The organism is Micromonospora sp. NPDC000316, assembly GCF_042898885.1.
Classification (GTDB): domain Bacteria; phylum Actinomycetota; class Actinomycetes; order Mycobacteriales; family Micromonosporaceae; genus Micromonospora.
Window position 1 is genome coordinate 164,858 of the sequence record NZ_JBIAZG010000010.1, and the last position, 24,184, is coordinate 189,041.

The 24,184-nt window shown below is 73.1% G+C and carries 22 protein-coding genes; 8 read left to right on the forward strand and 14 right to left on the reverse strand.

The window, feature by feature from the left end; genetic code table 11:
* Positions 1-26 precede the first annotated feature (26 nt).
* The 5 genes from ACFY2Q_RS20480 to ACFY2Q_RS20500 form a co-directional block, all read right to left on the reverse strand.
* Positions 27-632 (reverse strand): winged helix-turn-helix domain-containing protein, encoded by a 606-nt coding sequence (locus ACFY2Q_RS20480; RefSeq protein WP_387132442.1) that lies wholly within the window; start codon positions 630-632, stop codon positions 27-29.
* 260 nt (positions 633-892) lie between these two features.
* Positions 893-1,573: a winged helix-turn-helix domain-containing protein gene (locus ACFY2Q_RS20485; RefSeq protein WP_387132444.1), complete on the reverse strand. Its 681-nt coding sequence runs from the start codon at positions 1,571-1,573 to the stop codon at positions 893-895.
* Between the two features lie 51 nt (positions 1,574-1,624).
* Positions 1,625-2,113, reverse strand: coding sequence for a rhodanese-like domain-containing protein (locus ACFY2Q_RS20490; protein ID WP_387132445.1), 489 nt, complete (start codon positions 2,111-2,113; stop codon positions 1,625-1,627).
* Between the two features lie 47 nt (positions 2,114-2,160).
* On the reverse strand, positions 2,161-2,616 hold the full coding sequence (locus ACFY2Q_RS20495) for a cysteine dioxygenase (protein WP_387132446.1): 456 nt from the start codon (positions 2,614-2,616) through the stop codon (positions 2,161-2,163).
* A 112-nt stretch (positions 2,617-2,728) separates the two neighbouring features.
* Positions 2,729-3,106, reverse strand: coding sequence for a signal peptidase I (locus ACFY2Q_RS20500; RefSeq protein ID WP_387132447.1), 378 nt, complete (start codon positions 3,104-3,106; stop codon positions 2,729-2,731).
* A gap of 63 nt (positions 3,107-3,169) precedes the next feature.
* Between ACFY2Q_RS20500 and ACFY2Q_RS20505 the strand changes: the two genes are divergently transcribed.
* Positions 3,170-3,562: an ankyrin repeat domain-containing protein gene (locus ACFY2Q_RS20505; RefSeq protein WP_387132449.1), complete on the forward strand. Its 393-nt coding sequence runs from the start codon at positions 3,170-3,172 to the stop codon at positions 3,560-3,562.
* Positions 3,563-3,618: 56 nt separating this feature from the next.
* Positions 3,619-4,545, forward strand: coding sequence for a DUF3500 domain-containing protein (locus ACFY2Q_RS20510; RefSeq protein WP_387132529.1), 927 nt, complete (start codon positions 3,619-3,621; stop codon positions 4,543-4,545).
* A gap of 667 nt (positions 4,546-5,212) precedes the next feature.
* On the opposite strand, the gene ACFY2Q_RS20515 is transcribed toward ACFY2Q_RS20510, so the two are convergent.
* The 7 genes from ACFY2Q_RS20515 to ACFY2Q_RS20545 all read right to left on the reverse strand — a co-directional run bounded on the left by ACFY2Q_RS20515 (position 5,213) and on the right by ACFY2Q_RS20545 (position 14,254).
* Positions 5,213-5,971: a class I SAM-dependent methyltransferase gene (locus ACFY2Q_RS20515; protein WP_387132450.1), complete on the reverse strand. Its 759-nt coding sequence runs from the start codon at positions 5,969-5,971 to the stop codon at positions 5,213-5,215.
* Between the two features lie 333 nt (positions 5,972-6,304).
* Positions 6,305-6,796, reverse strand: a complete 492-nt coding sequence (locus tag ACFY2Q_RS20520; protein ID WP_387132452.1) for a DUF2231 domain-containing protein — start codon at positions 6,794-6,796, stop codon at positions 6,305-6,307.
* Positions 6,797-7,029: 233 nt separating this feature from the next.
* Positions 7,030-7,770: a GAF and ANTAR domain-containing protein gene (locus ACFY2Q_RS20525; RefSeq protein ID WP_387132530.1), complete on the reverse strand. Its 741-nt coding sequence runs from the start codon at positions 7,768-7,770 to the stop codon at positions 7,030-7,032.
* 196 nt (positions 7,771-7,966) lie between these two features.
* Complete coding sequence (secA2, locus tag ACFY2Q_RS20530; RefSeq protein ID WP_387132453.1) at positions 7,967-10,258, reverse strand: accessory Sec system translocase SecA2; 2,292 nt, start codon at positions 10,256-10,258, stop codon at positions 7,967-7,969.
* Positions 10,259-10,345: 87 nt separating this feature from the next.
* Positions 10,346-12,124 carry an ABC transporter ATP-binding protein gene (locus ACFY2Q_RS20535; RefSeq protein WP_387132454.1) on the reverse strand — a complete coding sequence of 593 codons (1,779 nt, stop codon included), beginning with the start codon at positions 12,122-12,124 and terminating at the stop codon, positions 10,346-10,348.
* Between the two features lie 41 nt (positions 12,125-12,165).
* A complete protein-coding gene (locus ACFY2Q_RS20540; protein WP_387132456.1) occupies positions 12,166-13,254 on the reverse strand; it encodes a zinc-binding dehydrogenase in 1,089 nt (362 codons plus the stop codon).
* Positions 13,247-14,254, reverse strand: coding sequence for a Gfo/Idh/MocA family protein (locus ACFY2Q_RS20545; RefSeq protein WP_387132458.1), 1,008 nt, complete (start codon positions 14,252-14,254; stop codon positions 13,247-13,249). Before ACFY2Q_RS20545 ends, ACFY2Q_RS20540 begins: the two co-directional genes overlap by 8 nt.
* Positions 14,255-14,479: 225 nt before the next feature.
* Here ACFY2Q_RS20545 and ACFY2Q_RS20550 point away from each other — a divergent pair, with 225 nt between their 5' ends.
* The 5 genes from ACFY2Q_RS20550 (at position 14,480) to ctaD (ending at position 20,328) form a co-directional block, all read left to right on the forward strand.
* Complete coding sequence (locus ACFY2Q_RS20550) at positions 14,480-15,463, forward strand: glucosyl-3-phosphoglycerate synthase (protein WP_387132532.1); 984 nt, start codon at positions 14,480-14,482, stop codon at positions 15,461-15,463.
* Positions 15,464-15,644: 181 nt separating this feature from the next.
* Entirely contained in the window at positions 15,645-16,802 is a 1,158-nt protein-coding gene (locus ACFY2Q_RS20555; protein ID WP_387132461.1) for a glycosyltransferase, read from the forward strand.
* Positions 16,803-16,886: 84 nt separating this feature from the next.
* The gene (locus ACFY2Q_RS20560; protein ID WP_387132463.1) at positions 16,887-17,345 is read left to right on the forward strand and encodes a DUF4383 domain-containing protein; all 459 of its coding nucleotides are present in this window, start codon (positions 16,887-16,889) and stop codon (positions 17,343-17,345) included.
* A 137-nt stretch (positions 17,346-17,482) separates the two neighbouring features.
* Entirely contained in the window at positions 17,483-18,211 is a 729-nt protein-coding gene (locus ACFY2Q_RS20565; protein ID WP_387132465.1) for an ATP-binding protein, read from the forward strand.
* A 125-nt stretch (positions 18,212-18,336) separates the two neighbouring features.
* The gene (gene ctaD / locus ACFY2Q_RS20570) at positions 18,337-20,328 is read left to right on the forward strand and encodes a cytochrome c oxidase subunit I (protein ID WP_387132466.1); all 1,992 of its coding nucleotides are present in this window, start codon (positions 18,337-18,339) and stop codon (positions 20,326-20,328) included.
* A gap of 73 nt (positions 20,329-20,401) precedes the next feature.
* Here the strand turns inward: ctaD and ACFY2Q_RS20575 are convergent, their stop codons facing one another.
* Together ACFY2Q_RS20575 and ACFY2Q_RS20580 are read right to left on the reverse strand one after the other, a co-directional pair.
* The gene (locus tag ACFY2Q_RS20575; RefSeq protein ID WP_387132467.1) at positions 20,402-21,544 is read right to left on the reverse strand and encodes a SigB/SigF/SigG family RNA polymerase sigma factor; all 1,143 of its coding nucleotides are present in this window, start codon (positions 21,542-21,544) and stop codon (positions 20,402-20,404) included.
* Positions 21,545-21,765: 221 nt separating this feature from the next.
* The gene (locus tag ACFY2Q_RS20580; RefSeq protein ID WP_387132533.1) at positions 21,766-23,154 is read right to left on the reverse strand and encodes a hypothetical protein; all 1,389 of its coding nucleotides are present in this window, start codon (positions 23,152-23,154) and stop codon (positions 21,766-21,768) included.
* 852 nt (positions 23,155-24,006) lie between these two features.
* Here ACFY2Q_RS20580 and ACFY2Q_RS20585 point away from each other — a divergent pair.
* The gene (locus ACFY2Q_RS20585) at positions 24,007-24,180 is read left to right on the forward strand and encodes a hypothetical protein (RefSeq protein ID WP_387132469.1); all 174 of its coding nucleotides are present in this window, start codon (positions 24,007-24,009) and stop codon (positions 24,178-24,180) included.
* The last annotated feature ends 4 nt before the right edge of the window (positions 24,181-24,184 follow it).

A 24,184-nucleotide genomic window follows, 5' to 3' on the forward strand; every position in this document is an offset into this window, starting at 1 on the left:
CGCGTGATGTGGGCGTGTAGCGGCGGTCAGCCGGCGCGGTCGATGGTGACCCGGGCGTCGTCGGCCAGCCGGTAGCCCACGCCGTAGACGGTGGTGACAAGTGGGACGTCCACGCCGACCTTGCCGCGCAGCCGACGGACGTGCACGTCGACGGTGCGGACGCCGGCGTGCTCGTAGCCCCAGACGGCGTTGAGCAGTTGCAGCCGGGTGAAGACCCGCCGAGGGTGGGCGACCAGGTGCAGCAGAAGGTCGAACTCGAGACGGGTCAGCGGCAGCGGCACGTCGTCGCGCAGCACCGACCGGGACGAGGCGAGGATGTGCAGGGCGGGGATGGTCGGGGTGAGCGCTCGGGCCGGCGCCCGGTTGGCGGGCACGGCGTCGGCGCGGCGCTCCGCCGGGACCGCGCCGATGATCACGCCCTCGCCCTGCTCCAGCATCTCGCGTGCCGCGTCGAGCAGCCGTCGGGCCGGTGGTGTCAGCGACTCCTCGCTGGCCAGCGGAATGGACAGCGTCACGGTGAGCATGGGCACGGCGGAGTTCGCCGGGCGGCGCTGGCCGCCGGGGGGTCGACCGGGCACCGCGGGTTGGGACGTATGCCATCCGGCGCGCGACGAGGCGGGGCTGACCGACATGGTCCTCCTTGGGCTGGTCCGGGTATCTCCCCACGGCCCGGGACGCCGCTTCATCGATGCTTCCCGGCGCCTGGGCGAGGGTCAAGGGGCGGCTGCGTTGCAGGAATGTGACAATTGACGAACACATCGCAGCCAGACGCTCGCTCTGCGTACGAAGCACGATGATTACAGCAGAGCCGCCGAGATGCCCCGATACGGGGGTCCCCGTCCTGTTCAGCGGGCCCTGCCGCCCGCCCCCTGACAGACCTTTCGACAGCTGGTCACCTCGTGTGGTCCACGCTGATCCGCGCCCCGTCGCCCAACCGGTAGCCCACCCCGTAGACGGTGGTGACCACCTCCGAGCCGTCCAGCTTGGCGCGCAGGCGGCGCACGTGCACGTCCACCGTGCGGACGACCGCGTGTTCGTAACCCCAGACGTTCGACAGCAACTGCAGACGGGTGAAGACCCGACGCGGGTGCTCGGCCAGGAACAGCAGCAGGTCGTACTCGATGCGGGTCAACGCGACCATCCGGTCGCCGCGGCGGACCGCCCGCGAGCCGGCCAGGACGTACACGTGGTCCGCGTCAGTGGGCGGCTCGGCGGCCGGGACCGCGGCTCGCGGCCCCGGCACGACGACAGCCGCAGAGCCGTCGGCGGTCGCGGAGCCGTCGGCGGTCGCGGAGCCGTCGGCGGCGGTCGCGGTCGCGGCGGCGGTGGTGGCGGTGGCGGTCGCGGCGGAGCCGCCGGTGGCGGTCGCGGCGGAGCCGCCGGCGGCGGTCGCGGCGCTCAACTGGCCCTCGCCGGACTCGGCCAGCTCACCGAGCAACTGCACCAGCCGGGCCAGCCGGGGGCTCAGTGGCCCGGGGGCGAGGTCGAGGGTGATGGTCAGGGTCGGGCCGGTGCGCTGGCGGCTCGGGCGGGCCACCGGGTGGGGACGCGTGGGGATGGCGACGACGGACATGGTGCCTCCTGAGATGGCGGTACGCCCGCCACGCCCGGTGCGGCGTGACGGTCAGCGGCGCGCCCAGCCGGCGGTGACCGGAGACGCGAGGGGGAACGCGTGGTGCAGCGGGGTCGGGCCGAGGGCCGGTAGGCCGGCGATGCGCCAGGCGGCGAATCCGCCGTCGACGTCGGTGGCCCGGTGCAGGCCGATGTCCTGCAACGCGGCGGCGGCAAGCGACGAGGTGTAGCCCTCCTGACAGATGATCACCACGGGCACGTCGTAGTCGACGGCCTCGGGCAGTCGGGCCGGGCAGCGCGGGTCGAAGCGCCACTCCAGCACGTTGCGTTCGACCGCGAGCGAGCCCGGCACGAAACCGTGCGCGGCCCGCTGGGCGGCCGGCCTGATGTCGACGAGCAGCGCGCCCGCCCGGTACGCCAGGTGCGCCCGCTCCGGGTCGAGCCGGTCGAGTCGGGCTCGCGCGGCGGCCAGGATCTCGTCGATGCCTCGGGAGCCCGGTGGCGGCACGGGTGCCGGACAGTGCTCGGCGATGACCTGCATTATCTGTTCCTTCCGGTGACGGGGGGTGATTCGTTGCGGACGGTCGTTCACCAGGACCGGCCGGCTTCGGCGACCTCGGCGGCCCGCAGGCGCCCGTCGCGGAGGTCGTAGCGGGTCATCCGGCGCAGCGCCGGCCGGTAGACGTGCACGCTTACCGCAGGCGTGGCACCCCTGTTGGTGACGACGTGCACGTGCCGGGGGCCGAAGCGGCGACCGGAGCCGGCGGGCAGCAGACGAGGGCGCAGACGGCCCCCGCTCACCGTCTCCTCGGTGAGCGCTCCGGCGACCACGCGGAACGCGCCCGCCGAACCGCCGTGATCGTGCAGGTCGGTGCCCTGGCCGGGCAGCCAACTCAGTGCCCACACCTCGTGGTCGGTGCCGGCGGCGAGCCGGGCGTACCAGCGCTGCGCCGGGTCGAACCGCAGTGCGACAGGCCACCTGGTCGGGTCGGCCCATCCGGCGGCGACGGCGAGCAGGTCATTGTCCGTACGGTCGTGGATCATCGGTGTTTCCTCGCGGGTCGTTCGGCGGGGTGCCTCCGTACCTTAGCCGTCAAACCCTATAGGTTTAGTAGGTAATCCAGATGCCGGGACAACCTTCTTCAGAGCACTCGCCTCAGCGCAGCACCGGCGGGTCCACCCGGTAGCCGGGCACCGACGGCCAGCGCACGGTCAGCACCGTCGAAGCCCGCTCGGCGTACCAGGAATGATCCACTCCCCGCGCCCACACCACGTAGTCACCCGGCGCCGCCAACCGCACCGTCCGGTCCGGCAACTCCACCCGAAAACACCCCTGCACGAGTACGAGCAGCGTGGTCCGGCGCTCGCCGGTCGCCCACCGCGAACGGGCCTCCCCCGGCCGGTGCACGCCCCACTTCACCTCGACGTCGGTGCTGTGCCGGATCTCCCCCGGCGGCGCGAAGTGCCCCAGCAGCCAGCCCGCGTTGCCGGCGCCGTCGACACCCGCGTTGCCCACGTAGACCGTCTCACCCATCGGACCCTCCCCCAGCATGCCGGCCGAGCAACCTATCAGGACACCGACGGCTAGCCTGGACCGGTGACCGACGACCTCGACGCCGAGACCCTGGCATTCGCGCACCGGATGTTCGACCTGGCCCGCGCCGGCTCCACCGAGGAACTGGCCGCCCAGATCGACGCCGGCCTGCCGGTCAACCTGACCAACGACAAGGGCGACACACTGCTGATCCTGGCCGCCTACCACGCCCACCCGGACACGGTGGCCGCCCTACTGGAGCGCGGCGCGGACCACACCCGTACCAACGACCGGGGGCAGACCGCGCTCGCCGCCGCGGTCTTCCGCAGCAGCGCCGACGCGGTCCGCGCACTCCTCGCCGCCGGGGCCGACCCGGCGTACGGCAACCCGTCGGCGGCCGACACCGCGCAGTTCTTCAACCTGCCCGCGATGGCGGAGCTACTGCGGGCGGGCTGACGGCGACCCCGGCGGGCCGCTATACATAGGCGGTGGAAGGTCCTCTCCCCGAACAGATGCGCGCCGCCGGCACCGCGCTGCTAGCCGCGCTCGCCCCTCCGGCCCGCGCCGCCGCCAGCTACGCGTTCGACGACGAGGACGCCCGCCGCTGGCTGGAGTACCGGCCGCGCCCCCGCCCCGGCGTCAGCCTCGCCGACCTCGACACCGCCGGGCGCAAGGCCGCGCATCGGCTCCTGGCCACCGCCCTCAGCCCCTCGGCGTACGCGCAGGCCATGACGATCATCGCGTTGGAGGAGGTCCTCGACCGGGCCGAGGGGTGGCGGCGCGGGCGGCACAGCGGCGACTACTGGGTGGCCGTCTTCGGTGATCCGGCCCGCGACGACAGGTGGGCGTGGCGGCTGGAGGGGCACCATCTGTCGGTGACCATGACCCTGGTGGACGACCAGGTCTCCCCCGCCCCGATCTTCTTCGGCGCCAACCCGGCCACCGTCCGCTACGCCGGACGCCCCGTGTCCCGGCCGCTGGGCATCGAGGAGGACCTGGCCCACGCCCTGCTCGACGCGCTCGGGCCAGCCGGACGGGCCGCCGCGATCATCGCCGACGAGGCGCCCGCCGACATCATCAGCGCCACCCGCGCCCGGGTCGACGGCCCGATCGAGCCACTCGGCGTACCGGCCGACCGGCTCGGCCCGACCGGCCGCGCGCTGCTCGACCAGGTGGTCGCCCTCTACCTGGACCGGCTGCCACCCGAGCTGGCCGTCCAGGAGGCGGCACGCCTCGACGCCGGCCAACTGCACTTCGCCTGGGCCGGCCCGACCCGACCGGGCCAGCGACACTACTACCGGGTGCAGGGCGACGACCTGCTGATCGAGTACGACAACACGAGCGACGACGGCAACCACGCGCACACAGTGCTCCGCCGCCCGGCGAGCGACTTCGGCACCGACGTCCTAGCCATCCACCACCGCACCCACCCCCACTAGCGCCTCCCCACCCCCACTAATCCGCTCCCCACCCGCCGCTCGGCCCCGCCCCGCCCCGCCGGCCGCTCGGCCCCACCCCGCCCCGCCCGCCGCTCGGCCCCACCCCGCCTCGCCCACCCCACCCCACCCCGCCTCGCCTCGCCTCGCCTCGCCCCGCCTCGCCTCGCCTCGCCTCGTCGATCATGGGGTTATGGTGGGGACTATCCCTATACGAGACCTTTGCGGGGCACCACAACTCCATGATCGACGAGCACGCTGCCCTGATCGGCTCCGCCGAGGTGGCGCATTCCCGGCACTCGGTCGCGGTCTCTCACATATCGGGACGGGAGCGATGATCGACTCGACATCGCCGATGTGGGGGTGTCCTGGTTTCGGGATACCACGACATCGCCGACCTCGTGTTGATCTCGGCTCGCCGGTGCCGCCGCTCGCTCCGGTGACATCCATGAGGCGCTGTTCCGCCCCCAGTTACCGGGCCGCGCTATGACTCTGGCGTCGTGGCGCCTTGGCCGTCCGCGTCGGCGGTGTCTCCGCGCCCGGGGTCAGGGACTCTGGCGTCGCGGCGACTTGGGCGTCCCCGTCGGCGGTGTCGCCGCGCCCGGGGTCAGGGACTCCGGCGTCGTGGCGCCTCTGGCACCCGCAGCGGCGGTGTCTCCGCGCCCCGGGGTCAGGGGCGGGTGGCTCTGATGAGGAAGCGTTCAGCGCGGGCCACGAAGGGGCCCTCCGTGATGATGCGGCGGTGCAGGGCAAGCAACTCGGAGCGGTAGCCCTCGACGGTGAAGCCGGGCACCGTCCAGATCACCTTGCGTAGAAACCAGACCACCGCGCCGATGTCGGAGAAGACCGCCCGCAGCGTGGCCCGGCGCATGTCGACCACCCGCAGCCCGGCAGCCTGGGCGCCGGCCACCGCCTGCTCGGGATGCCGCCACTTCGGCCGCGGCAGCGGCCCGAGGATCGCCTCGCTCAGCTCCCGCATGGTGCCCGGCCCGATCTGCTGGGACAGGTACGTCCCGCCCGGGCGCAGCACCCGCGCCGTCTCCGCCCAGTCCGTCCGCACCGGGTGCCGGCTCACCACCAGGTCGAAGGAGCCGCTGCGGAACGGCAGCGCCGATTCCGGGGCGACCGCCACCACCGTCGCGCCGACCCGGCGCAGGACCCGGCGGGCGACAGCGACATTCGGCGGCCAACCCTCGGTGGCCACCAGCACCTTCGGCGGGTGCGGAACCTCGGCGAGCACCTCACCGCCACCGGTGTCCACGTCCAGCGCGACGTCGGCGCGGGCCATCAGGTCGGCGACCATCCGCGCGTACCCCCAGGGTGGACGCTCCTCAGTGGCCCGGCCGGCGAGCCAGTCGAAGCCCCAGCCGTCGATCGGCGCGGCGGCCGCCTCGGCGATCAGCTCGTCCACGTCGCGTTGAGCGTTCATGACGGTCAGCGTCGCCGGCAGCCGCATCGCCGGCAAGCCATTTGCCGCCGGCCCGGCGGCCTTGACGCGGCCGGGTCGGGGCCGCTGGCCCGGCCTTGCGCCGCCCTCGTCGGGCGGCCAGTCGGGCGGGCCACCCGTCGAACGAGCCGGGCGGCCAGTCGGGCGGGCCACCCGTCGACCGGGCCGGGCCGACCACACACCCGACCGGATCAAGCCGCCCACCACACCCAACCGGGCCGGACCGACCACACACCCAACCGGGCCGGACCGACCACACACCCAACCGGGCCGGGCCGATGGCCCGGCCCGCCCAGGGAGTTCGCGGTGATCTGGTCAGGGGCGGGGGCGGACGATCTCGACTGTGGAGCCGGCGAGCGCGTCGAAGGTGCTGGCTTCGGTCCGGCCGGCCTCGAACTGCCGCATGAGCCGTGCGCCCAGGCGCACACCGACACCGCCGATGGCCAGGGCGACAAGTTCGGCGACCAGGATCGCGACGGACGCGCCGCGCTGTGGGGATTGCGCCCGGACCAGGCAGGCGACAAGGAACATGCCGGCCATCGCCGCGTTCGTCATGTTGAAGGCGATAGCGGTCCGGCGGGTACGGTCACCCGGCACGTCCCACAGGTCGACCATGCCGGCCACCACTGTCAGCGCGGCGGCGAACAGGGCGGCGACGCCCGTCCAGTAGCCGACCTCGCCGAGGAACGCCGGCCCTCCGAGGACGTCGGTGAGGTCGAAGACGGTGGCGCTGACGAAGAGCCCCAGCGGGAACGTCACAAGCATCGGTTGGATGGGGTGCCCCTGCACCCGCAGCCGGCTCTGCATCGGTCCTCCCCAGGTTTGTGCAGCTCACGAGTTCAGAGTGCTACCCGGGCCGACTCGGGGTGAAACGATTTCGCCCGACTCGCCGCCGACGGGGAGAACGGGCACGGCGGTCGACCGTCCAGAGCGGACGGCTCGGTGATCGACTCGACGTCCTGGAAAACGGGGTGTCCCTGTGCCCGGGACACCCCGACATCACGGAACCCGAGTCGATCAAACCACCCAGCGACGGCAGGTCAGCTTTCGCGGGGGCGGGACACCGTGCGGACGAGGCGTTCCGCCACCTGGCGCAGCGGGATGTCCAGCGACGAGGCGGCGGCGCGCAGCACGCCAAGCGCCTCGGCCGGCGGGCAGCCACGCTGCGTCATGATCACGCCGACGGCCTGCCCTATGACACCGTCGAGCAGGAGCGTGGCGTCCCGCTCGTCGGCGAGCACCTGCCGCCGGCCCCGGTCGCGTACGGCGGCCAGCAGCAGGCCCGCGTGTTCGGCGAGAAGCATCGCGGTCAACTGGTGCTGCGGGGTGAGCACGTCGGGCGCGCCCGCGTACAGGTTGATCGCCCCGATCACCTGCTCGTCGATGTCGACAGGTGCGGAGATCACGCCGTGTACGCCGAGGTCGCGGGCTCGTGTCGTCCAGACCGGCCAGCGTGGCTCGCTGGCCAGCTCGGCGGCGAGGATCATCTCGCGGCGCTGGATGGCGCTCATCGCCGGCGAGTCGGGCCCGTGCCGCAGGTCGTCGAGACCGGCCAGCCGGTCGTCGGAGGCCGCCACCCCGGCCGGTTCGCCCGCGCGCAGCGCGGTGAAACCACACCAGCGGACCCCTGCCACCGCGTCCCGGGTGATCCGGACCAGCGCCAGCAGCGCCTCATCGAAATCGGTCAGTGCAATCAGGCCGGCGGTCAACTCCCGCAGCAGTGCGGCAGTCTCCAGCACACCGAGCCGTTCGACCACCGGTTCCCGCGTGTCCAGGTTCACCGGCGCGTTGCCCTCGTGCACGCTCGCATGCGTCCCGCCGACGTCGTCACGTGTGCCATCGTCTGCTCTCTTCCGACTTGACCGACCCGCCCTACTACCCTCGCAAACCGGGATCGAAACGGCGAACCGGGGGCCCCTGCGGCACGCAGAGGTGTGGCAGAGGCCCCCGAAGGCCGTGTCGTGGCGGGCTCGCCCCTCAGCGGGAGGCGCCGCTGAGCCGCCGACCGACCGAGGCGATCAGCCGGTCCAGCTCGGAGCCGAACGGGTTGTCGTGCACCAGGTACGTCCAGGTGGCGGTCGGCCGGACCAGGGTGCTCTCCTCGGGCTCCCAATCCTCGTCGAATTCGGTCTCGTCGAAGGTGGCGAGGGTGCGGGCCTCGATCTCCGGGACGAGGTTGTTGAACGCCGGCACCGCCGCCCGGTGGAACTCGTCGAGCGGGTCGAGCCGGCCCAGCGCACGCAGGTGCACGCCCTCGCGGACCTCCGACAGCTCGGCCAGGTGCTCGGCCCAGAGCCGGTCCAGGTGGTAGAGCGCGATCGACCGGGCGGCCCGGGCGAGCAGGTCCTCGTCCATCTCGCCGGCCTTCTCGGGCATCTTGTCCAGCAGCATCAGCGCGGCGACGTCGCTGGTGAGCAGCCGCTCCCGGCGCTCGGCGAGGGCGATGCGCTGCTGCTCGATGACCACGCTGTAGCGCCAGGTGTTGCGGTGGATCTCGTGGTTGACGCCCTCGGCGACCCGCTGGGCGTGCTCGACGGCGTACTCCACCTGCTCGTCGGTGACCAGGCCGTCCGCGTTCATTCGCGGCGACGCCGGTACTGAGTCGGCGGCGTGCCGGACGACCAGGTCGTCTTCCAGGCTGACGAAGAAGACCGAGCCGCCCGGGTCGCCCTGGCGGCCGGCGCGGCCACGCAGCTGGTCGTCGACACGGCGGCTGTCGTGCCGGCCGCTGCCGATCACGTAGAGGCCACCCAGCTCGGCCACACGCTCCTGGTCGGCCTGGTCGCTGCCGCCGAGCCGGATGTCGACGCCCCGGCCGGCCATCTGGGTCGAGACGGTCACCGCGCCGTACGCGCCGGCCTCGGCGATGATCGCCGCTTCCTCGTCGTCGTTCTTGGCGTTCAGCACCACGCAGGGCACCCCGGCCGCGTTGAGCCCGGCGGCCAGACCCTCGGACTCCTTGACGTCGAGCGTGCCGACGAGCACCGGCCGCCCCTTGGCGTGCCAGCGCTGGATCTCGTCGATGAGCGCCTCGTCCTTCTCGGCCCTGGTGGCGTAGATCCGGTCCGGCTCGTCCTCCCGGACACACGGGGTGTTCGACGGGATGACCGCGACCTCCAGGCCGAAGAACTCCCGCAGCTGGTCGCCGACAAGCACCGCGGTGGCGGTCATGCCGCACACCTTGGGGTAGAGCGCGATGTACGCCTGCACGGCGATGGTGCCGAGCACCTCACCTTCGGCGGTTGCGTCCAGGCCCTCCTTGGCCTCGACGGCCGCCTGCAACCCGTCCGGCCAGCGGCGGCGCTGGGCCACCCGGCCGCGCATCTCGTCGATCAGCTCGACCGAGCCGTCCCGGACGATGTAGTCCACGTCGCGGTACAGCAGGGCGTGCGCGTGCAGCGCCACGTTTACCGCGGAGAGCTGCGCGACGTGCTCCTCGTCGTACAGGTCGATGCCGAGCTTGGCCTCGACGGCGGCCAGGCCGGCGGCGGTGAAGGCGACGTTGCGCCCGTCCTCCGCGACCGTGTAGTGCCGGTCCTTACGCAGGCCGCGGACCAGCGCGGCGGCGGCGTGCACCGGGTCCTGCTCACCGGGCACCGCGCCGGCGAGGACCATCGGCACCCGGGCCTCGTCGATCAGGATCGAGTCGGCCTCGTCCACGATCGCGGTGGTCAGCTTCGGCTGCACCCGGTCGGCCACGTCGGTGACCAACTGGTCGCGCAGGTAGTCGAAGCCGGCCTCGCTGACCGAGACGTACGTGACGTCGCAGGAGTAGGCGTCGCGCCGCTCCTGCGGGGTGGACGCCTCGTTGACCCAGCCGACCGTCAGGCCGAGCAGGGTGTAGACCGGCTCCATCCACGTGGCGTCGCGGCGGGCCAGGTAGTCGTTGACGGTGAGCACGTGCACCGGCCCGTTGCCGAGCCGAACGTGCCCGTACGCGGCGATCGTGGCGGTGAGGGTCTTGCCCTCACCGGTGGCCATCTCGGCGACCTTGCCGGACAGCAGTGCCATCGCGCCGAGCAGCTGCACGTCGTACGGCCGCTGGTCGAGGCCCCGGCGGGCGGCCTCGCGGCCGACGGCGCAGATCTCCTCATACCCGGCGGCGGCGCCGGCGGCCTCGGTCAGCTCGGCGTCGTCAAGCGCGGCGAGGTCGTCCTCGCGCGCCGTGATCGCCGGCAGCAGCTTCTCCAGCGGAGCAAGATCCACGGTGTGGCCGGGGCGCTGAAGGAACCGCCGGAACTTGCTCTTGAACCGTTGCGACACACCCATGAGCGGCAACGGTACGCGATCCGAACCGCCTTCTGCGCCCGGCGGGTCGGACATCTTGCCGGCAAGTCGACACCGGGTGCCGGTGGATCAGCCGACAAGCAGCTGGTGGGTGGCCAACTCCCGGTAGAGCGGGTCGGTGGCGGTCAGTTCGGAGTGCGTGCCCACGGCCACCACCCGCCCGCCGTCGAGGACGACGATCTGGTCGGCGTCGACAACTGTGGCGAGCCGGTGCGCCACGATCAACAGGGTCCGGCGGACGGCCACCGCGTCGATGGCGCGGCGCAGGGCGGCTTCGTTGCGCGCGTCGAGGTTGCTTGTCGGCTCGTCGAGCAGCAGCACCGGCGGGCTGGCCAGCAGCGCCCGGGCGATGGCCAGCCGCTGCCGCTCGCCGCCGGAGAGCAGCACGCCGCCCTCGCCGACCTGCACGTCCAGGCCCTGTGGCGTGCGGTGGACCAGGTGGCTCAGGTTGACCTCGTCGAGCACCTGGTGCAGCCGCTCGTCGGTGGCGTCCGGGGTGGTGATCAGCAGGTTCTCCCGCAGCGTGCCGGCGAGCACCGGGGCCTCCTGCTCGACGTAGCCGAGCCGGGCGCGCAGCACGTCGCGGGGCAGCTCCCGCACGTCGCTGCCGTCGATCCGCACCGCGCCGGCGCTCACCTCGTAGAAGCGTTCGACAAGGGCGAGCAGCGTCGACTTGCCAGCGCCCGAGGGGCCGACCAGTGCGGTACGGGTGCCGGCGGGCACCGCGAAGCTGACGTCGTGCAGCACCTCCTCACCGCCCGGGTAGCCGAACCCCACCCGGTCGAACTCGATCATCGGGGCGGGCCGGCGTGGGGTCGCCGTGGCGCCCCCAACCGCCGGCCGGTCGGCCGCGCCCTCCGCGGGCACGGCCAGGATCTCCTCGATCCGTTGCAGCGCGCCGAGGCCGCTCTGCAACTGGGTGTACGCGTTCAACACCTGGGCCAGCGGCAGGGCCAGGAAGAACAGGTACATGACGAAGGCGACCAGGTCGCCCACAGTGATCGCTCCGGCGGCCACCCGCGCCCCGCCGATGCCGAGCACCAGCAGGAACGCGCCCTGCACGGTCACCGAGCCGATGGGGCCGACCACCGCCTGCACCCGCGCCACCCGCAGGCCCGCCGCGTACGCCTCCCGGGCGCTGCCGCCGACGGTCTCCGTCTCCCGGGTCTCGGCCCGGCTGGCCCGGATGGTCCGGGCCGCCGAGATGGCCCGCTCCACGGCCGAGGTCATCTCGCCCACCCGTTCCTGGGCGGCACGGGCCAGCACCCGCACCCGGCGGGCGAATGTGGTCGCGAAGCCCAGCCCCAGCCCCACGCCGAGCAGGGTGACGCCGAACAGCAGCGGGTCGAGCAGCACCATCGCGGTGCCGGCGCCGAGCACCATCACCGCACCGGTGACCGTCTCGAAGAGGCCGGAGGTGACCACGGCCCGCAGCAGGGTGGTGTCCGAGCCGACCCGGGAGAGCAGGTCACCTGTGCGCCGGCTGTCGTACTCGGTGATGGGCAGCCGCAGCAGATGCCCGGCCAGCCGGCGGCGGGTGCTCAGCACCAGCCCTTCGGCGGTGCGTTGCAGGAGGTAGTTGCGCAGCCCGCCGATCGCCGCGCTGAGCACCACGAGCACCACGAGCACCGCGACCAGCCGGGACACCCCCAGGCCGTCGGTGACCCGGTCGAGCACCGACCGGGTCAGGAGCGGCTGGGCCAGTGACGCCGCCGCGCCGGCCAGCGACAGCGCGCCGACCACGACGAGCGTGCCGCGGTGCTCCCGCAGGTACGGCAGCAGGGCGGCCAGGCCCACGGAGCGGTCTTTCGGGGTGTCGCCTGCCGACCGGTCCTTCGGGGTGCTCATGTCGGGAACGGTAGCCGCCCCGAGCGCGCTGGCGCCTCGGGTCAGCCGGCCAGCACCACCTGCAACTCCTGGCGGCGGCGCTCGGCCAGGTCAGTGAGCAGGGTGGCCGCCTCGTCGAACGGCACCACCGCCGAGATCAGGTGCTTACCGATCGCGTCGCCGTACGCCCGCAGCAGGTCGATGGTCTCGGCCGACAGCCGCTCCCGGTCCCAGGTGGGCGCGAGCCCGCGCGGGACTCGACCGATCTGGGCGCAGCGCAGCGCCAGCCCGTTGTGGTGGAACTCCTCGCCGAGCCGGACCGCGTCCGCGCCACCCTGGTAGAAGGCCAGGTCGATCACGGTGCCCTGCGGGCGCAGCAGCCGAAGGGCGAGTTGCAGCGCCCACGCCTGCCCCCGGCACTGGAACACCACGTCGGCGCCCCGGTCACCGGCCGTGTGCGCCCAGCGGGTCTTGAGCACCACCGCCGGGTCGTCCGCCTCCGGGTCGAGGGTTTCCAGGCCGAGCGCCTCGGCGACCTGCCGGCGCTGATCGGTGGGGTCGAGCACCACCACGGAGGCGGCGCCGTGCCGGCGTGCCAACAGGGCGGTGAGCAGGCCCACCACGCCGGCGCCGACCACTGCGACCCGCCGGCCGCGCACCCCGTCGCCGAGTGACCGGACGTCCGGGCCGTGCAGGTCGGCGGCGGCGTGCAGCAGGCCGTTGGCGCAGATCGGACCCATGTGCGCGACGTAGACGCCGAGCATCGGGTCCAGGTCGTCGGGCAGCGCCACGAACCGTTCGGCGACCGGGTCGGCGAGCCACCCGGTGCGGTGCCCGTATGTCATCGCGCCGACCGTGCCCACCGCGACCGCCGGGGTGGCGCTCTCCACCACCCGGCCCACCTGCATGTAACCCAGCCGGGTCACCGGGTACGGCGTGCTCGCCTCGCCGGGTTGGAAGAGACCGAGGTCGGCGTTCCAGGTGACGTTGAGGTAGGGGTTGGTGCCCTTGACATAGCTCAGCTCGGTGCCGGCGGAGACGCCGCTGAACAGCGTCTCGACGCGGAACGTGCCCGGGCGCAGCGGCGGCGCCTCCTGCTCGACGATCTCCACCCGCCCGGGAGCGGTGACCGTGACGACCCGTTCACGCATCGACTGTCACCCCACTGGTGAGCGCCGGCGCACCGGGCGCGGCGAGCCGCACCGGCGTGCCGGTACGCGCCGAGTCGGCCATCGCGAGGGCCAGCCGGTGGGTGCCCAACGCCTCGGAGTACGGGACACGGACGTCGTCGCCGATGCCGCGTACCGCGTCGACGAAGGCCCGGTCCACCGCCACCCGGGCGGCCTCCGGGTCGGCGGGCACGTGCCGCTCACCATCGGCGTCCCGGATCGACAGGCCGTCCTCGGTGAGCGACAGGGCCAGCCCGTCGGCGAGGATCTCCAGCCCGGCCCGGTGCTTCCACCCCAGCACGCAGGCCGCGCTGAGGGTGCCGACCGCGCCGTCGGCGAACCGCAGCGCGGCGGTGGTCACCGAGTCGATGTCGGCGCCGTCGACAGGCGGCGGCGTGCCATTGCCGTACGCGGTGAGCTCCGTGACCTCGCCGACAAGCACCCGGATCAGGTCCAGCACGTGCGCGGCCTGCTCGACGACCGGGCCTCCGGACCGACCCCGCACCGGCCACCAGGGCACCGGCGGCACCTTGTCCAGCCAGACGCCGCTGACCATCCGCACTGGACGGTCGGCGAGCAGCTCGCGGGCCTGGTCGACGACGCTCAGGTAGCGCCAGTGGTGCCCGACGGCGGTGCGCAGCCCGCGCTGGGCGACGAGGTCGGCGATGCGCTCGGCGGTGACCAGGTCGACGGCGACGGGCTTCTCCACGAACATCGGCACCCCGGCGTCGATCACCGCCTCCTCGGCGGGGCCGTGCGCGAACGGTGGCACGCAGACGTACACCGCGTCGGGCGCGGCGGCCAGCAGGTCGGCGACGTCGGCGTGGACGCGCCCGCCGTGTTGCGCGACAAGCGCCGCGGCGGCCTCCGGCGCCACGTCGGTGACCCCTACCAGTTCGACGTCGTCGAACCCGGACAGCACCCGGGCATGGCGCTGCGCCACTCCCCCTGCGCCGATCAGACCCACCCGGCATTTCCGCATTCGACAAACCTCTTTCGAGAACGTTTCTCCTTCGATGGGAGCAGTCCCCTGGCGTGTGCGCAATCAAACGTTCATGCCCCGGGAACGCGACAATGTCACCGCTGTGATCAAGCTGTTGCGTCGGAGACGGTTAGCGCGTGGTGGCGAGTGGGAAGTAGCACTGTCGCTATTTCCACGCACGAACAACAGGGGGTGCCCGTGCGGGATACGACCGTGTCACCGGTGGTGGAGGCGTGGGCCACATACCGGACTAGTTCGGCAGCGGACTGGCCGGCGCGCCGCCTGCTGCGCGCCAAGGGGGCGAGCCGGGTCAGCGTGGTGCTGCCGGCGCGTAACGAGGAGGCCACGGTCGGCGCGATCGTGTCGACCATCCGGGAGCACCTGATGGACCGGGTCGCCCTGGTCGACGAACTGATCGTGGTGGATTCCCGGTCCACCGACCGCACCGCGCAGGTGGCGCGGGCCGCCGGCGCGGAGGTGGTCAGTCAGGACGCGATGACCCGCGGGCTACCCCAGCTCACCGGCAAGGGTGACGCGCTCTGGGCGGGGCTCGCCGCCGCCGAGGGCGACGTGGTGGCATTCATCGACGCCGACCTGCGGGAGTTCCGGCCACACTTCGTGAGCGGGCTGCTCGGCCCACTGCTCACCGACCCGTCAGTCGACTTCGTCAAGGGCTTCTACCACCGGCCGCTGGTGGGCGCCGCCAGCATCGAGCCCGACGGCGGCGGCCGGGTGACCGAGCTGATGGCCCGCCCGCTGCTCAACCTCTTCTGGCCGGAGCTGGCCGGCTTCGTGCAGCCGCTCGCCGGCGAGTACGCCGGCCGCCGCGACGTGCTGGCCCGGGTGCCGTTCGTCTCCGGGTACGGGGTGGAGACGGCAATGCTCATCGACCTGCTGGACCTGGTCGGCCTGGACGCGTTGGCGCAGGTCGACCTGGGCGAGCGCAAGCACCGCCACCAGGACACGGCGGCCCTCGGCCGGATGTCCGCCCAGATCATGCTGACCGCGTGGTCCCGGTTGCAGCGGCGCGGCTGGGCGGCGCCCGGCACGTCGCCGGAGGCACTGCTCACCCAGTTCCGGCGCGGCGGATCGGAAACCCTGCCGAACCTCGACCGGGAGATCGTGGTCAGCGACGTGTCCATCGAGGAGCGTCCGCCGCTGGCCGAGCTGCGCCACCGGGTGCCCCGCCGACGGGTGGCCGCGGCGTGAGGCCGCTCTTGCAAGCCCCGCAGTCGCGAACCGGCTGCACCGTGAGCGCGAGGAGTGAGCCGCTCTTGCAAGCCCCGCAGTCGCGAACCGGCTGCACCGTGAACGCGAGGAGTGAGCCGCTCTTGCGAGCCCCGCAGTCGCGAACCGGCTGCACCGTGAGCGGCCGGAAGGGACAGACGCGATGAGCCTCACCGTGCTGATGAACGCCGGCCCGTGGCTGTCGGTGCCCCCACCGGGCTACGGCGGCATCGAGAACGTGATCGCCACGCTGGTGCCCGAGCTGCGCCGACTCGGCGTGCGGGTGGTGCTCGCCTCGGTGCAGAGCAGCACCCTGCCGGTGGACGAGCAGGTGTCGGTGTTCGCCGACGGGCAGTTCGCGTCGCTGCAACGGCCGTACAACCAGGTCTGCGGAATCGCCCAGGCGCACCTGGCCGGGGTGGTCCGGGAACTGCACTCCCGCGACGACATCGACCTGGTGCACGACCACGTGGAGGCGGTCGGGCTTGCCACGCTCGCCGCGATGGGGCCGTCCGGGCCGCCGACCCTGCACACCCTGCACTGGGATCTCGCCAAGCACCCGGACCTGTACGGGAGCCTGGACGGCGGCGACCGGGTCCGGGTCAACGGCGTCTCCGCGTCGCAGCTGGCCCGCGCCCCCCGGGCGCTGCGCGAGCATTCGGTGGGTCACGTGCACCTGTCCACCCCGCTGGCAGTGGACGCCGACCGCCGGCAGCGACCCGACAAGGGCGAGCACCTGCTCATCCTGGGCCGGATCAATCCCGGCAAGGGGCAGGACGTGGGCGCCCGGCTCGCGCAGCGGGTCGGCTTTCCGCTGGTGCTGGCGGGGCCTGTCGGCCCGTACCATCGCCCGGAAGACCTGGCGGCGGCGGGCGACGAGGCCCGGCAGAACCCGGACGTGCGGTTCTTCCTCGACGAGGTGGCGCCCCACGTCGACGGTGACCTGGTCCGCTGGGTCGGCACGGTGGCCGGTCAGGAGCGCGACGACCTGCTCGCCAGCGCCCGCGCGTCGCTGTTCCCGCTGCGCTGGGAGGAGCCGGGCGGCACGGCCGTGGTCGAGTCGCTCGCCCTGGGTACGCCTGTGGTGGCGACCTCCCGGGGCTGCCTGCCGGAGCTGATCGAGCACGGCCGCACCGGGCTGCTCACGGCCGACGAGGAGGAGTTGGGTGACCTCGTCCTGGCCGCCGAACTGCTCGACCCGGACGAGTGCCGCCGGGTGGCCGCGCAGCGGTTCACGCCGACGGTGATGGCCCAGCGCTACGTCGAGCTGTACCAGCGGGTCCGCGACCTGGCCAGCACGCCGCGGTTGCAGCCCGTCTGAGCGCCTCGCAGCCGGCGGGTTTGCCGTGGGCGCCACCGGGTAGCCGGCAGCGCTCACGCCCCGCCGCGCAGCGAGGAGCCGGTGATGGTCGGACCGATGGCGCACTCCCGGGCCCGGGCCAACCCGGCCGACGGCAAACCGCCGGTACGCCGGGCGGCCAGCGCCGCGGCGGTGCTGTTCCTGCTTGTCGGCGTGCTCGGCTTCGTCCCGGGGATCACCAGCGGCACCGCCGACCTGCGGTTCGCCGGTCACGACTCGGGCGCGCACCTGTTCGGGGTCTTCCAGGTGTCGGCGCTGCACAACCTGGTGCACCTGCTGTTCGGGGTGGCCGGGCTGGTGTTGGCCCGCACGGTCGACGGCGCGCGGGCGTTCCTCGTCGGCGGCGGCGCGGTCTACCTGGTCCTCTGGGTGTACGGGCTGGCCGTGGGCCACGACACCGGCGCGAACGTGCTGCCGGTGAACGACGCCGACGACTGGCTGCACCTCGGCCTCGGCGTCGGCATGATCGCGCTGGGTCTGCTGACCGGCCGCGCCCGGCGATGACCGTGGAGCCCGCTGCCCGGCGACGCCGCCGCACTCGGGCCGAGCCCTGGTCGGGCCGGCTCGGTCGGCTCGGTTTGGCTCGGCGCGACGTCGGGTAGTTCGCAGATCCCGACACACCAGCCGAAGTGAGGGCCCCCATGTCCGACCGGATCACCTGCGAGGTGCGCGAGGTGGCACCGGTGGCGGTGATCCGGCTCAGCGGCGCGCTGGATCTCGGCACGATGCGCACCGTGCACCAAGCGCTGAACGGCGCACTGGCCGCCCAGCCGGAGGCGTTGGTGATCGACCTCGCCGACGTCGCCGTACGCGATCGGTTGGCGCTGTCGGTCTTCGCGGCGACGGCCCGGCGGGCCGAGGAGTGGCCGGCCGTGCCTGTGGTGCTCTGCGCCCCGCCACCGGTCGCCGCCCGCTGGCTTGCGGAGTCGACGGCGTGCCGGGTGGTGCCGGTGTCCGCGGACTGCGAGGAGGCGACCCGGTTCGCCGGCGCCGCCACGTCGTTGCGGGTGCGGGCCCGGTTCGAGCCGGTGGCCGAGGCCTGCCGACGGGCGAGGGAGTTGGTCGTCGACGCGTGCACGCGATGGAACCTGCCCGACGCGGCCGGCCCCGCTGCCCTCGTGCTCAGCGAGCTGGTCGGCAACGTCGTGCGGCACGCGGGCACGCCGATGCAGGTGACGGTGACCCTGCGGCGGCCGTACCTGCACCTGGCCGTGGTGGACGGCAGCGAGTCTCCCGCGCAGCCCGCCGGGGTCGACCTGCGGGCCGAGGGTGGTCGCGGGCTGATGCTGGTACGGGAGCTGGCGCAGCGGTGGGGCAGCGTGCCGGCCGGGCAGGGCAAGGCCGTCTGGGCGATGCTGCCCGCCGCCTGAGGGTTCGGGGCAGTTCGACCGGTCCCGGCGATCTGACCGAAATTACCGCTCTCGCCTGGTTACATGGTGAGAGGGTCGGGTAGGTACGCCCGTCCCTTCTGCCGTCACGACGGGGTGAGATAGCCATGCCCAAGCGGGTAACCACGGAACCCGGTCGCGATCGGGGTCCGGCGATCCTGGCACCGGCTCGCTTCGGGGGCTTCCCCGGGGCGGTACGCGCACCGGTCCCCGGCAACTCCCTGATCAGGTTCCTCGCCACCACCGACCACAAGCAGATCGGCCTGCTGTACCTGCTGACCTCCTTCGGGTTCTTTTTGGCGGCCGGGCTGGAGGCGATGCTGATCCGGGCCGAGCTGGCCCGCCCGGGGATGCAGTTCCTCTCCTCCGAGCAGTACAACCAGCTCTTCACCTCGCACGGCGCGGTGATGCTGCTGCTGTTCGCCACCCCGGCGGCCTTCGGGTTCGCCAACTACATCGTGCCGATCCAGATCGGCGCGCCCGACGTGTCGTTCCCCCGGCTCAACGCGCTCGCCTACTGGCTGTACCTGTTCGGCGGGCTGATGGTGATCGGCGGCTTCCTCACGCCGCAGGGCACGGCGGACTTCGGCTGGACGGCGTACACCCCACTCAGCGACGCCTCGAACAGCCCCGGCGTGGGCGCGAACATGTGGGTCCTCGGCCTTGTCGTCTCCGGCCTGGGCACCATCCTCGGCGCGGTCAACCTGATCACCACGATCCTCACCCTGCGCGCACCCGGGATGACGATGTTCCGGATGCCGATCTTCACCTGGAACATGCTGTTCACCAGCCTGCTGGTGATCCTGGTCTTCCCCCTGCTGGCCGCCGCGCTGCTGGCGCTCTCGGCCGACCGGCTGCTCAACGCGCACGTCTACGACGCGGCCACCGGCGGCCCGATGCTCTGGCAACACCTCTTCTGGTTCTTCGGCCATCCCGAGGTCTACATCATCGCGTTGCCGTTCTTCGGCATCATCACCGAGATCATTCCGGTGTTCTCCCGCAAGCCGATCTTCGGCTACACCGGGCTGGTGCTGGCGACCGCCGCGATCACCGTGCTGTCCATGACGGTGTGGGCGCACCACATGTTCGCCACCGGCCAGGTGCTGCTGCCGTTCTTCAGCATCCTCAGCTATCTGATCGCGGTGCCCACAGGCGTGAAGTTCTTCAACTGGATCGGCACCATGTGGAAGGGCCAGCTCACCTTCGAGACACCGATGCTGTTCGCCGTCGGCTTCCTGGTCACGTTCCTGCTCGGCGGGCTCACCGGGGTGCTGCTGGCCAGTCCGCCGGCCGACTGGCACACCCACGACAGCTACTTCGTGGTGGCGCACTTCCACTACGTGCTCTTCGGCACCGTGGTCTTCGCCCTGTTCGGCGGCTACTACTTCTGGTGGCCGAAGATGACCGGCCGGCTGCTCGACGAGCGACTCGGCAAGGCGCACTTCTGGACGATGTTCATCGGCTTCCACGGCACGTTCCTGGTGCAACACTGGCTGGGCAACGAGGGGATGCCCCGCCGGTACGCCGACTACCTGCCCGGCGACGGCTTCACCACGCTCAACACGATCTCCAGCATCTTCGCCTTCATCCTCGGCCTGTCCACCTTGTTCTTCATCTACAACGCGTGGAAGTCCTGGCGCTACGGGGCGATGGTGACGGTGGACGACCCGTGGGGCTTCGGCAACTCCCTGGAGTGGGCCACCACCTGTCCGCCGCCGCTGCGCAACTTCGACAAGATGCCCCGGATCCGCTCCGAGCGCCCGGCGTTCGACCTGAAGTACGGCCCGCTCGTCTCCGACCTGGGCCGTGACCTGCCCCAGCGCACCACGAAGCCGCCGCAGCACTTCGCCGACGAATTGCACATGGAGCACCACGTGCCGGAGTCGCCCTCCGCCGAAGGCGCGCACGGCGCCACCGAGGCCGCCGAATACCAGCCCGCGCCGGAGTCCGGTGCCCGGCCGGTGGATGTTCCGGAGCCCGAGGACGTGCGCCGCCCGAGCTTCGAGCAGAGCGACGCGCCGCAGGACGACGACGAGGCACCGAAGCCGCACGAGCGGTGGCGGCACCCGCACAGCGACGGCGGGCCCGAGGAGCGCTGACCATCGGGAGTACGCGTAGCGAGGGCCGACACCACGGTGTCGGCCCTCGTCGCGTGTGCGTACGCGCTGCCGGTCAGTCCCGGACGGGCGCCATGCCTGCGGCGGTGAGCGAGCGGCGTACGGCCGGCTGCACCCGGGTCAGTCGCAGCGGCACACCGGTGCGCTCCGCCGCGTCCCGGCCGGCCATCAGCGCGGCGATCCCGCCGGCGTCGAAGCCACCCGCGCCGACCAGGTCGACGACGACCTCGCTCGGCTGGCCGGTGACCGCCTCCAGCACCGCCCGGCGCAGCTTGTCGGCGCCGTCCCGGTCGACCTCACCGCCGACCTCGACGACCACCCGGTCGCCGTTCTGCTTCACCGAAATGCGGGTCTTGCCCGGGTCCGGCTCGGCGACGCCGTTCTGCCACGGCGGCGGGGAGTCGGCGAGCATCGCCTGCCGAAGCCAGGTCAGCGCCCGCGACAGCAGCCGGGACACGTGCATCTGCGAGATGCCGAACCGGGCGGCGATCTCGGCCTGGGTCTGGTTGCCGTAGAAGCGCATCGCCAGGATGCGGCGCTCCCGCCAGGGCAGCCGGTGCAGCAGACCGCTGACGGTCACCCGGTCGTCGACGGATTCCAGCGCGTTGTCCGACTCGCCGACCAGGTCACCGAACTCCGCGGAGCTCTCCCCACCCACCGGCGCGTTGAGTGACGCGGGGCTGTAGCCGGCCGCCGACTCCAGCGCGGCGAGGATCTCCGCCTCCGGCGTCTCCAATCGGGCCGACAGTTCGGCCACCGACGGCGCGCGGGACAGTTCACTTGTCAGCGCGGCGGTGGCCTGCCCCACCTCGAGGATCAGGTCGCGCAGCCGGCGGGGCACGTGTACGCCCCAGGTTCGGTCCCGGAAGTGCCGTTTGATCTCGCCGACGATGGTGATCGCCGCGTACGCGGTGAACGAGCCCCGTTCCGGGTCGTACCTGTCGACGGCGTTGACAAGCCCCAGGCGGGCCACCTGCTCCAGATCCTCCAGCGGCTCTCCCCGCCCCCTGTAGCGGCGGGCCAGCCGACCGGCGAACGGCAGCGCGAAGCGGACCAGGTCGTCCCGTGCCTCCTGCCGCCGCTCCGGCGGCAGGCCCTCGATCCGGGCCGCGTACGCAAGTGCCGCCGCGTCGAGATCCTCCAGACCACGCTCGGTGGGTGGTGGTGTGGTCGTGGTCGTGCTCGTCTGTCCGAACATCCGCGCCTCCCTCAGGAAGGTCCCCCGCCCGGATCGGGAAACCGGTCGTGCGCGTGGTCGAGCCACGCACCGGGCCGGAAAGTGGGTCAGTGACTGGGATGCCAGCGGGCGACAACGCCTCTGCGCAGCGCAATCAGGCCGTCGCAGTCAGCGATGTTCCCGCTCCGTAGGTACTCAATCACGGGACCCCGGGTTCGCGAGGAAGTTTCGGCGTGCTCGCCTCAGGAGACGAGTAACCCCTGGTGGCCCCCACTGTCACGGAGTACGGCGAGGGCCTCAGCGGCCCTCAGCGGGGGCGGAACGGGCAGGTCGTACGGCTGGGCGCGCAGCACCTCTGTCGCCCGGCGGGTGGGCACCGACGTCACCGGGTAGCCCCGGGCGGAGGTCCGGTCCAGCGCACGACGCCGCCGGCCGAAGCCGGCCACCGCCAGCCACTGCGGCAGCCCGGCCAGGGCGGGCGAGCGGACCCCGGGCGGCTCGGGCAGTACGTCCACCGAGCTGAACGCCTCGCTGCCGGCCAGCCACCATTCGGCCCCGTCGACGGTGCGCCGGGTGGCGTTCTCACACCAGTACGGCACCAGCCCCGCCCGCACCACCTGCCACGGATCGAGCAACCTGCCGCACTCCACCACCAGCCGGTCACCGGTCTTGCCGGCGCCGCGCAGCCACCGCCGGTACAGGTCGGCCACCGCGGCGCTCAGCGCCGCCGGCCGTGGCACCAGCACCCGGTGCAGCGGGTGTTGCCGGCGGGCAGCCCAGTCCCGGGCGGTCACTTCGAAGCCCGAGTCCATGCCGTGCTCGGCGTCTCCGGACGGCACGGACACCTGGGGCGGCTCCCACCGGCCGGCGTCCCCGCCCGCCGAGCGCAGCACCTGCCGCAGGGCGTGGCTGTCCGGGTGGAAGTCCACCGGGTCCAGCCCGCTGGCCGGGCTACCGACCTGGAAGCTGTGGCCCAGGCCGCGCTCCAGCACCGGCCAACTCCGCGAGTCGCGCACCAGCAGCACCGGGGCGCCCGCGCTCAACCGGTCGGTCAGGAACTGCGCGTACGCCGCCGGCAGCGCTCGCCACCGGGCCGCCAGCGACACCGTCACCCCGGCCAGCGACCCTCGGCTGGCCGGGCAGTGCACCTGGCGCACGTGCAGGTCCGGGTTGCCCGCGACCAGCCGGGCGGCGAGCGCCCCGCCGTGCTCCAGGGCCTCCCCCGGTCGGTCCACGGCGCCGTCGTTCCACTGCGCGGTCATCTCGAAGCCAGCCGGCAGCCACGGCACACCGAGGGCAACCGCGAGGTGTGCCGCCGCACCGTGTGGCGCGCCGATGAGCACCCCCGGGTACTGCTGCCGGGGGTACTGGTCGACGAACCACCGCGCCACCCGCGCCCCGTCGACCTCCTCGACCTGGCCTGCGGTGAGCACGACCCGTCCGGCGGCCCGGTTGATCGCCGCGCGGCGTACCGGCTCGGGGGCGCCGGGGAACCGCGACATCGGCCCGGTGTGCCCGAGGTCGGCGCAGTCCAGGCCGCGCAGCGCCCGGGCGGTGGCGGCGACAAGCACCCGGGCGGCGCTGCCCAGGGCCACGACCCGGTCGCCGGCCAGACCGGCGCCGTCGGCCATGAGCCCCTTGCGCACCTTGTGCACCGGCTCCACCTTGCCTCGTTCGCTCACCACGCAGCCCGGCTTCCCGTCCCGATGGGGTTCAAACGGCACATCCCCCACCCGGCGGCACCAATCCGCAGGTCGCCGGGGTGCGCCGCTCATCGAAGGCGTTCGGCGACGATCACCCCTGCCCGGCGGGAGCGGGCCGCAGAGGTCCATCGGACCCGAGGCGTCGGGTTGCACGGCACCAGGCCTTTCGACGCGCCCGGTTCCCGTGGCGTCGCCGGCGCGCCGGATTCAGTGGGCGTCGTCGGCGCGCCGGATTCTGTGGCCGTCGTCGGCGGGCCGGGTTCCCTTGGCGTCGTCGGCGCACATCGGCCCGGAACCCCCGACCGCCCGCCCGCCCGCTCGCCCGCTCGCCCGCTCGCCCGCTCGCCCGCGATGATCCACTCCAGATCGCCGATATGGGGTGTCCGACCCGGCAGAACACCCCCATATCGCCGACCTGGAGTCGACCATGCCGGGCTCGAACGCCGATCGGGCACCTCTCGCCACCGAGCCACTGGGGAACCCCGCGCGTCCTTTGCTCTGCTTACCTCCACGCACCACTCGCGCCCCCACGGTGTTGCGTGGAGGTAAGCAGAGCAAAGGACGCGCAGAGGGTACGGCCCGGGCGCGTCAGGAGCCGGGCCCGACCCGACCGGTCAGGCGGCGGACGCGGCAGGTCGTGCGACGGCCCGCAGCACGCTGGTCACCGCACCGCAACCCGACGGTCACGGCGGCGCGACGGCCACCGCGGCGCAACGGTCACCGCGGCACGGCCGCCGCAGCGCGGTGGTCACCGCGGCACAACGCCGCCGCGGCGCGGTGGTGACCGCGGCGCGGCGGCTGCGGCGCGGCGGCTGCGGCGCGGCGGCTGCGGCGCGGCGGCTGCGGCGCGGCGGCTGCGGCTGCGGCGCGGCGGCTGCGGCTACGGCGCGGCGGCTGCGGCTACGGCGCGGCGGCTGCGGCTACGGCGCGGCGGCTGGGGCGGGCCGCTGCTGATGCC

Excerpts from the sequence above, each read along its gene's own strand:
- ACFY2Q_RS20575 (WP_387132467.1), bottom strand. The coding sequence starts at position 21,544 with ATGTTCGGACAGACGAGCACGACCACGACCACACCACCACCCACCGAG.
- ACFY2Q_RS20560 (WP_387132463.1), top strand. The coding sequence starts at position 16,887 with ATGGTCGGACCGATGGCGCACTCCCGGGCCCGGGCCAACCCGGCCGAC.
- ACFY2Q_RS20580 (WP_387132533.1), bottom strand. The coding sequence starts at position 23,154 with ATGGCCGACGGCGCCGGTCTGGCCGGCGACCGGGTCGTGGCCCTGGGC.
- ACFY2Q_RS20545 (WP_387132458.1), bottom strand. The coding sequence starts at position 14,254 with ATGCGGAAATGCCGGGTGGGTCTGATCGGCGCAGGGGGAGTGGCGCAG.
- secA2 (WP_387132453.1), bottom strand. The coding sequence starts at position 10,258 with ATGGGTGTGTCGCAACGGTTCAAGAGCAAGTTCCGGCGGTTCCTTCAG.
- ACFY2Q_RS20555 (WP_387132461.1), top strand. The coding sequence starts at position 15,645 with ATGAGCCTCACCGTGCTGATGAACGCCGGCCCGTGGCTGTCGGTGCCC.
- ACFY2Q_RS20485 (WP_387132444.1), bottom strand. The coding sequence starts at position 1,573 with ATGTCCGTCGTCGCCATCCCCACGCGTCCCCACCCGGTGGCCCGCCCG.
- ctaD (WP_387132466.1), top strand. The coding sequence starts at position 18,337 with ATGCCCAAGCGGGTAACCACGGAACCCGGTCGCGATCGGGGTCCGGCG.
- ACFY2Q_RS20535 (WP_387132454.1), bottom strand. The coding sequence starts at position 12,124 with ATGAGCACCCCGAAGGACCGGTCGGCAGGCGACACCCCGAAAGACCGC.
- ACFY2Q_RS20565 (WP_387132465.1), top strand. The coding sequence starts at position 17,483 with ATGTCCGACCGGATCACCTGCGAGGTGCGCGAGGTGGCACCGGTGGCG.
- ACFY2Q_RS20495 (WP_387132446.1), bottom strand. The coding sequence starts at position 2,616 with ATGATCCACGACCGTACGGACAATGACCTGCTCGCCGTCGCCGCCGGA.
- ACFY2Q_RS20510 (WP_387132529.1), top strand. The coding sequence starts at position 3,619 with ATGCGCGCCGCCGGCACCGCGCTGCTAGCCGCGCTCGCCCCTCCGGCC.
- ACFY2Q_RS20500 (WP_387132447.1), bottom strand. The coding sequence starts at position 3,106 with ATGGGTGAGACGGTCTACGTGGGCAACGCGGGTGTCGACGGCGCCGGC.
- ACFY2Q_RS20515 (WP_387132450.1), bottom strand. The coding sequence starts at position 5,971 with ATGAACGCTCAACGCGACGTGGACGAGCTGATCGCCGAGGCGGCCGCC.
- ACFY2Q_RS20480 (WP_387132442.1), bottom strand. The coding sequence starts at position 632 with ATGTCGGTCAGCCCCGCCTCGTCGCGCGCCGGATGGCATACGTCCCAA.
- ACFY2Q_RS20540 (WP_387132456.1), bottom strand. The coding sequence starts at position 13,254 with ATGCGTGAACGGGTCGTCACGGTCACCGCTCCCGGGCGGGTGGAGATC.
- ACFY2Q_RS20520 (WP_387132452.1), bottom strand. The coding sequence starts at position 6,796 with ATGCAGAGCCGGCTGCGGGTGCAGGGGCACCCCATCCAACCGATGCTT.
- ACFY2Q_RS20490 (WP_387132445.1), bottom strand. The coding sequence starts at position 2,113 with ATGCAGGTCATCGCCGAGCACTGTCCGGCACCCGTGCCGCCACCGGGC.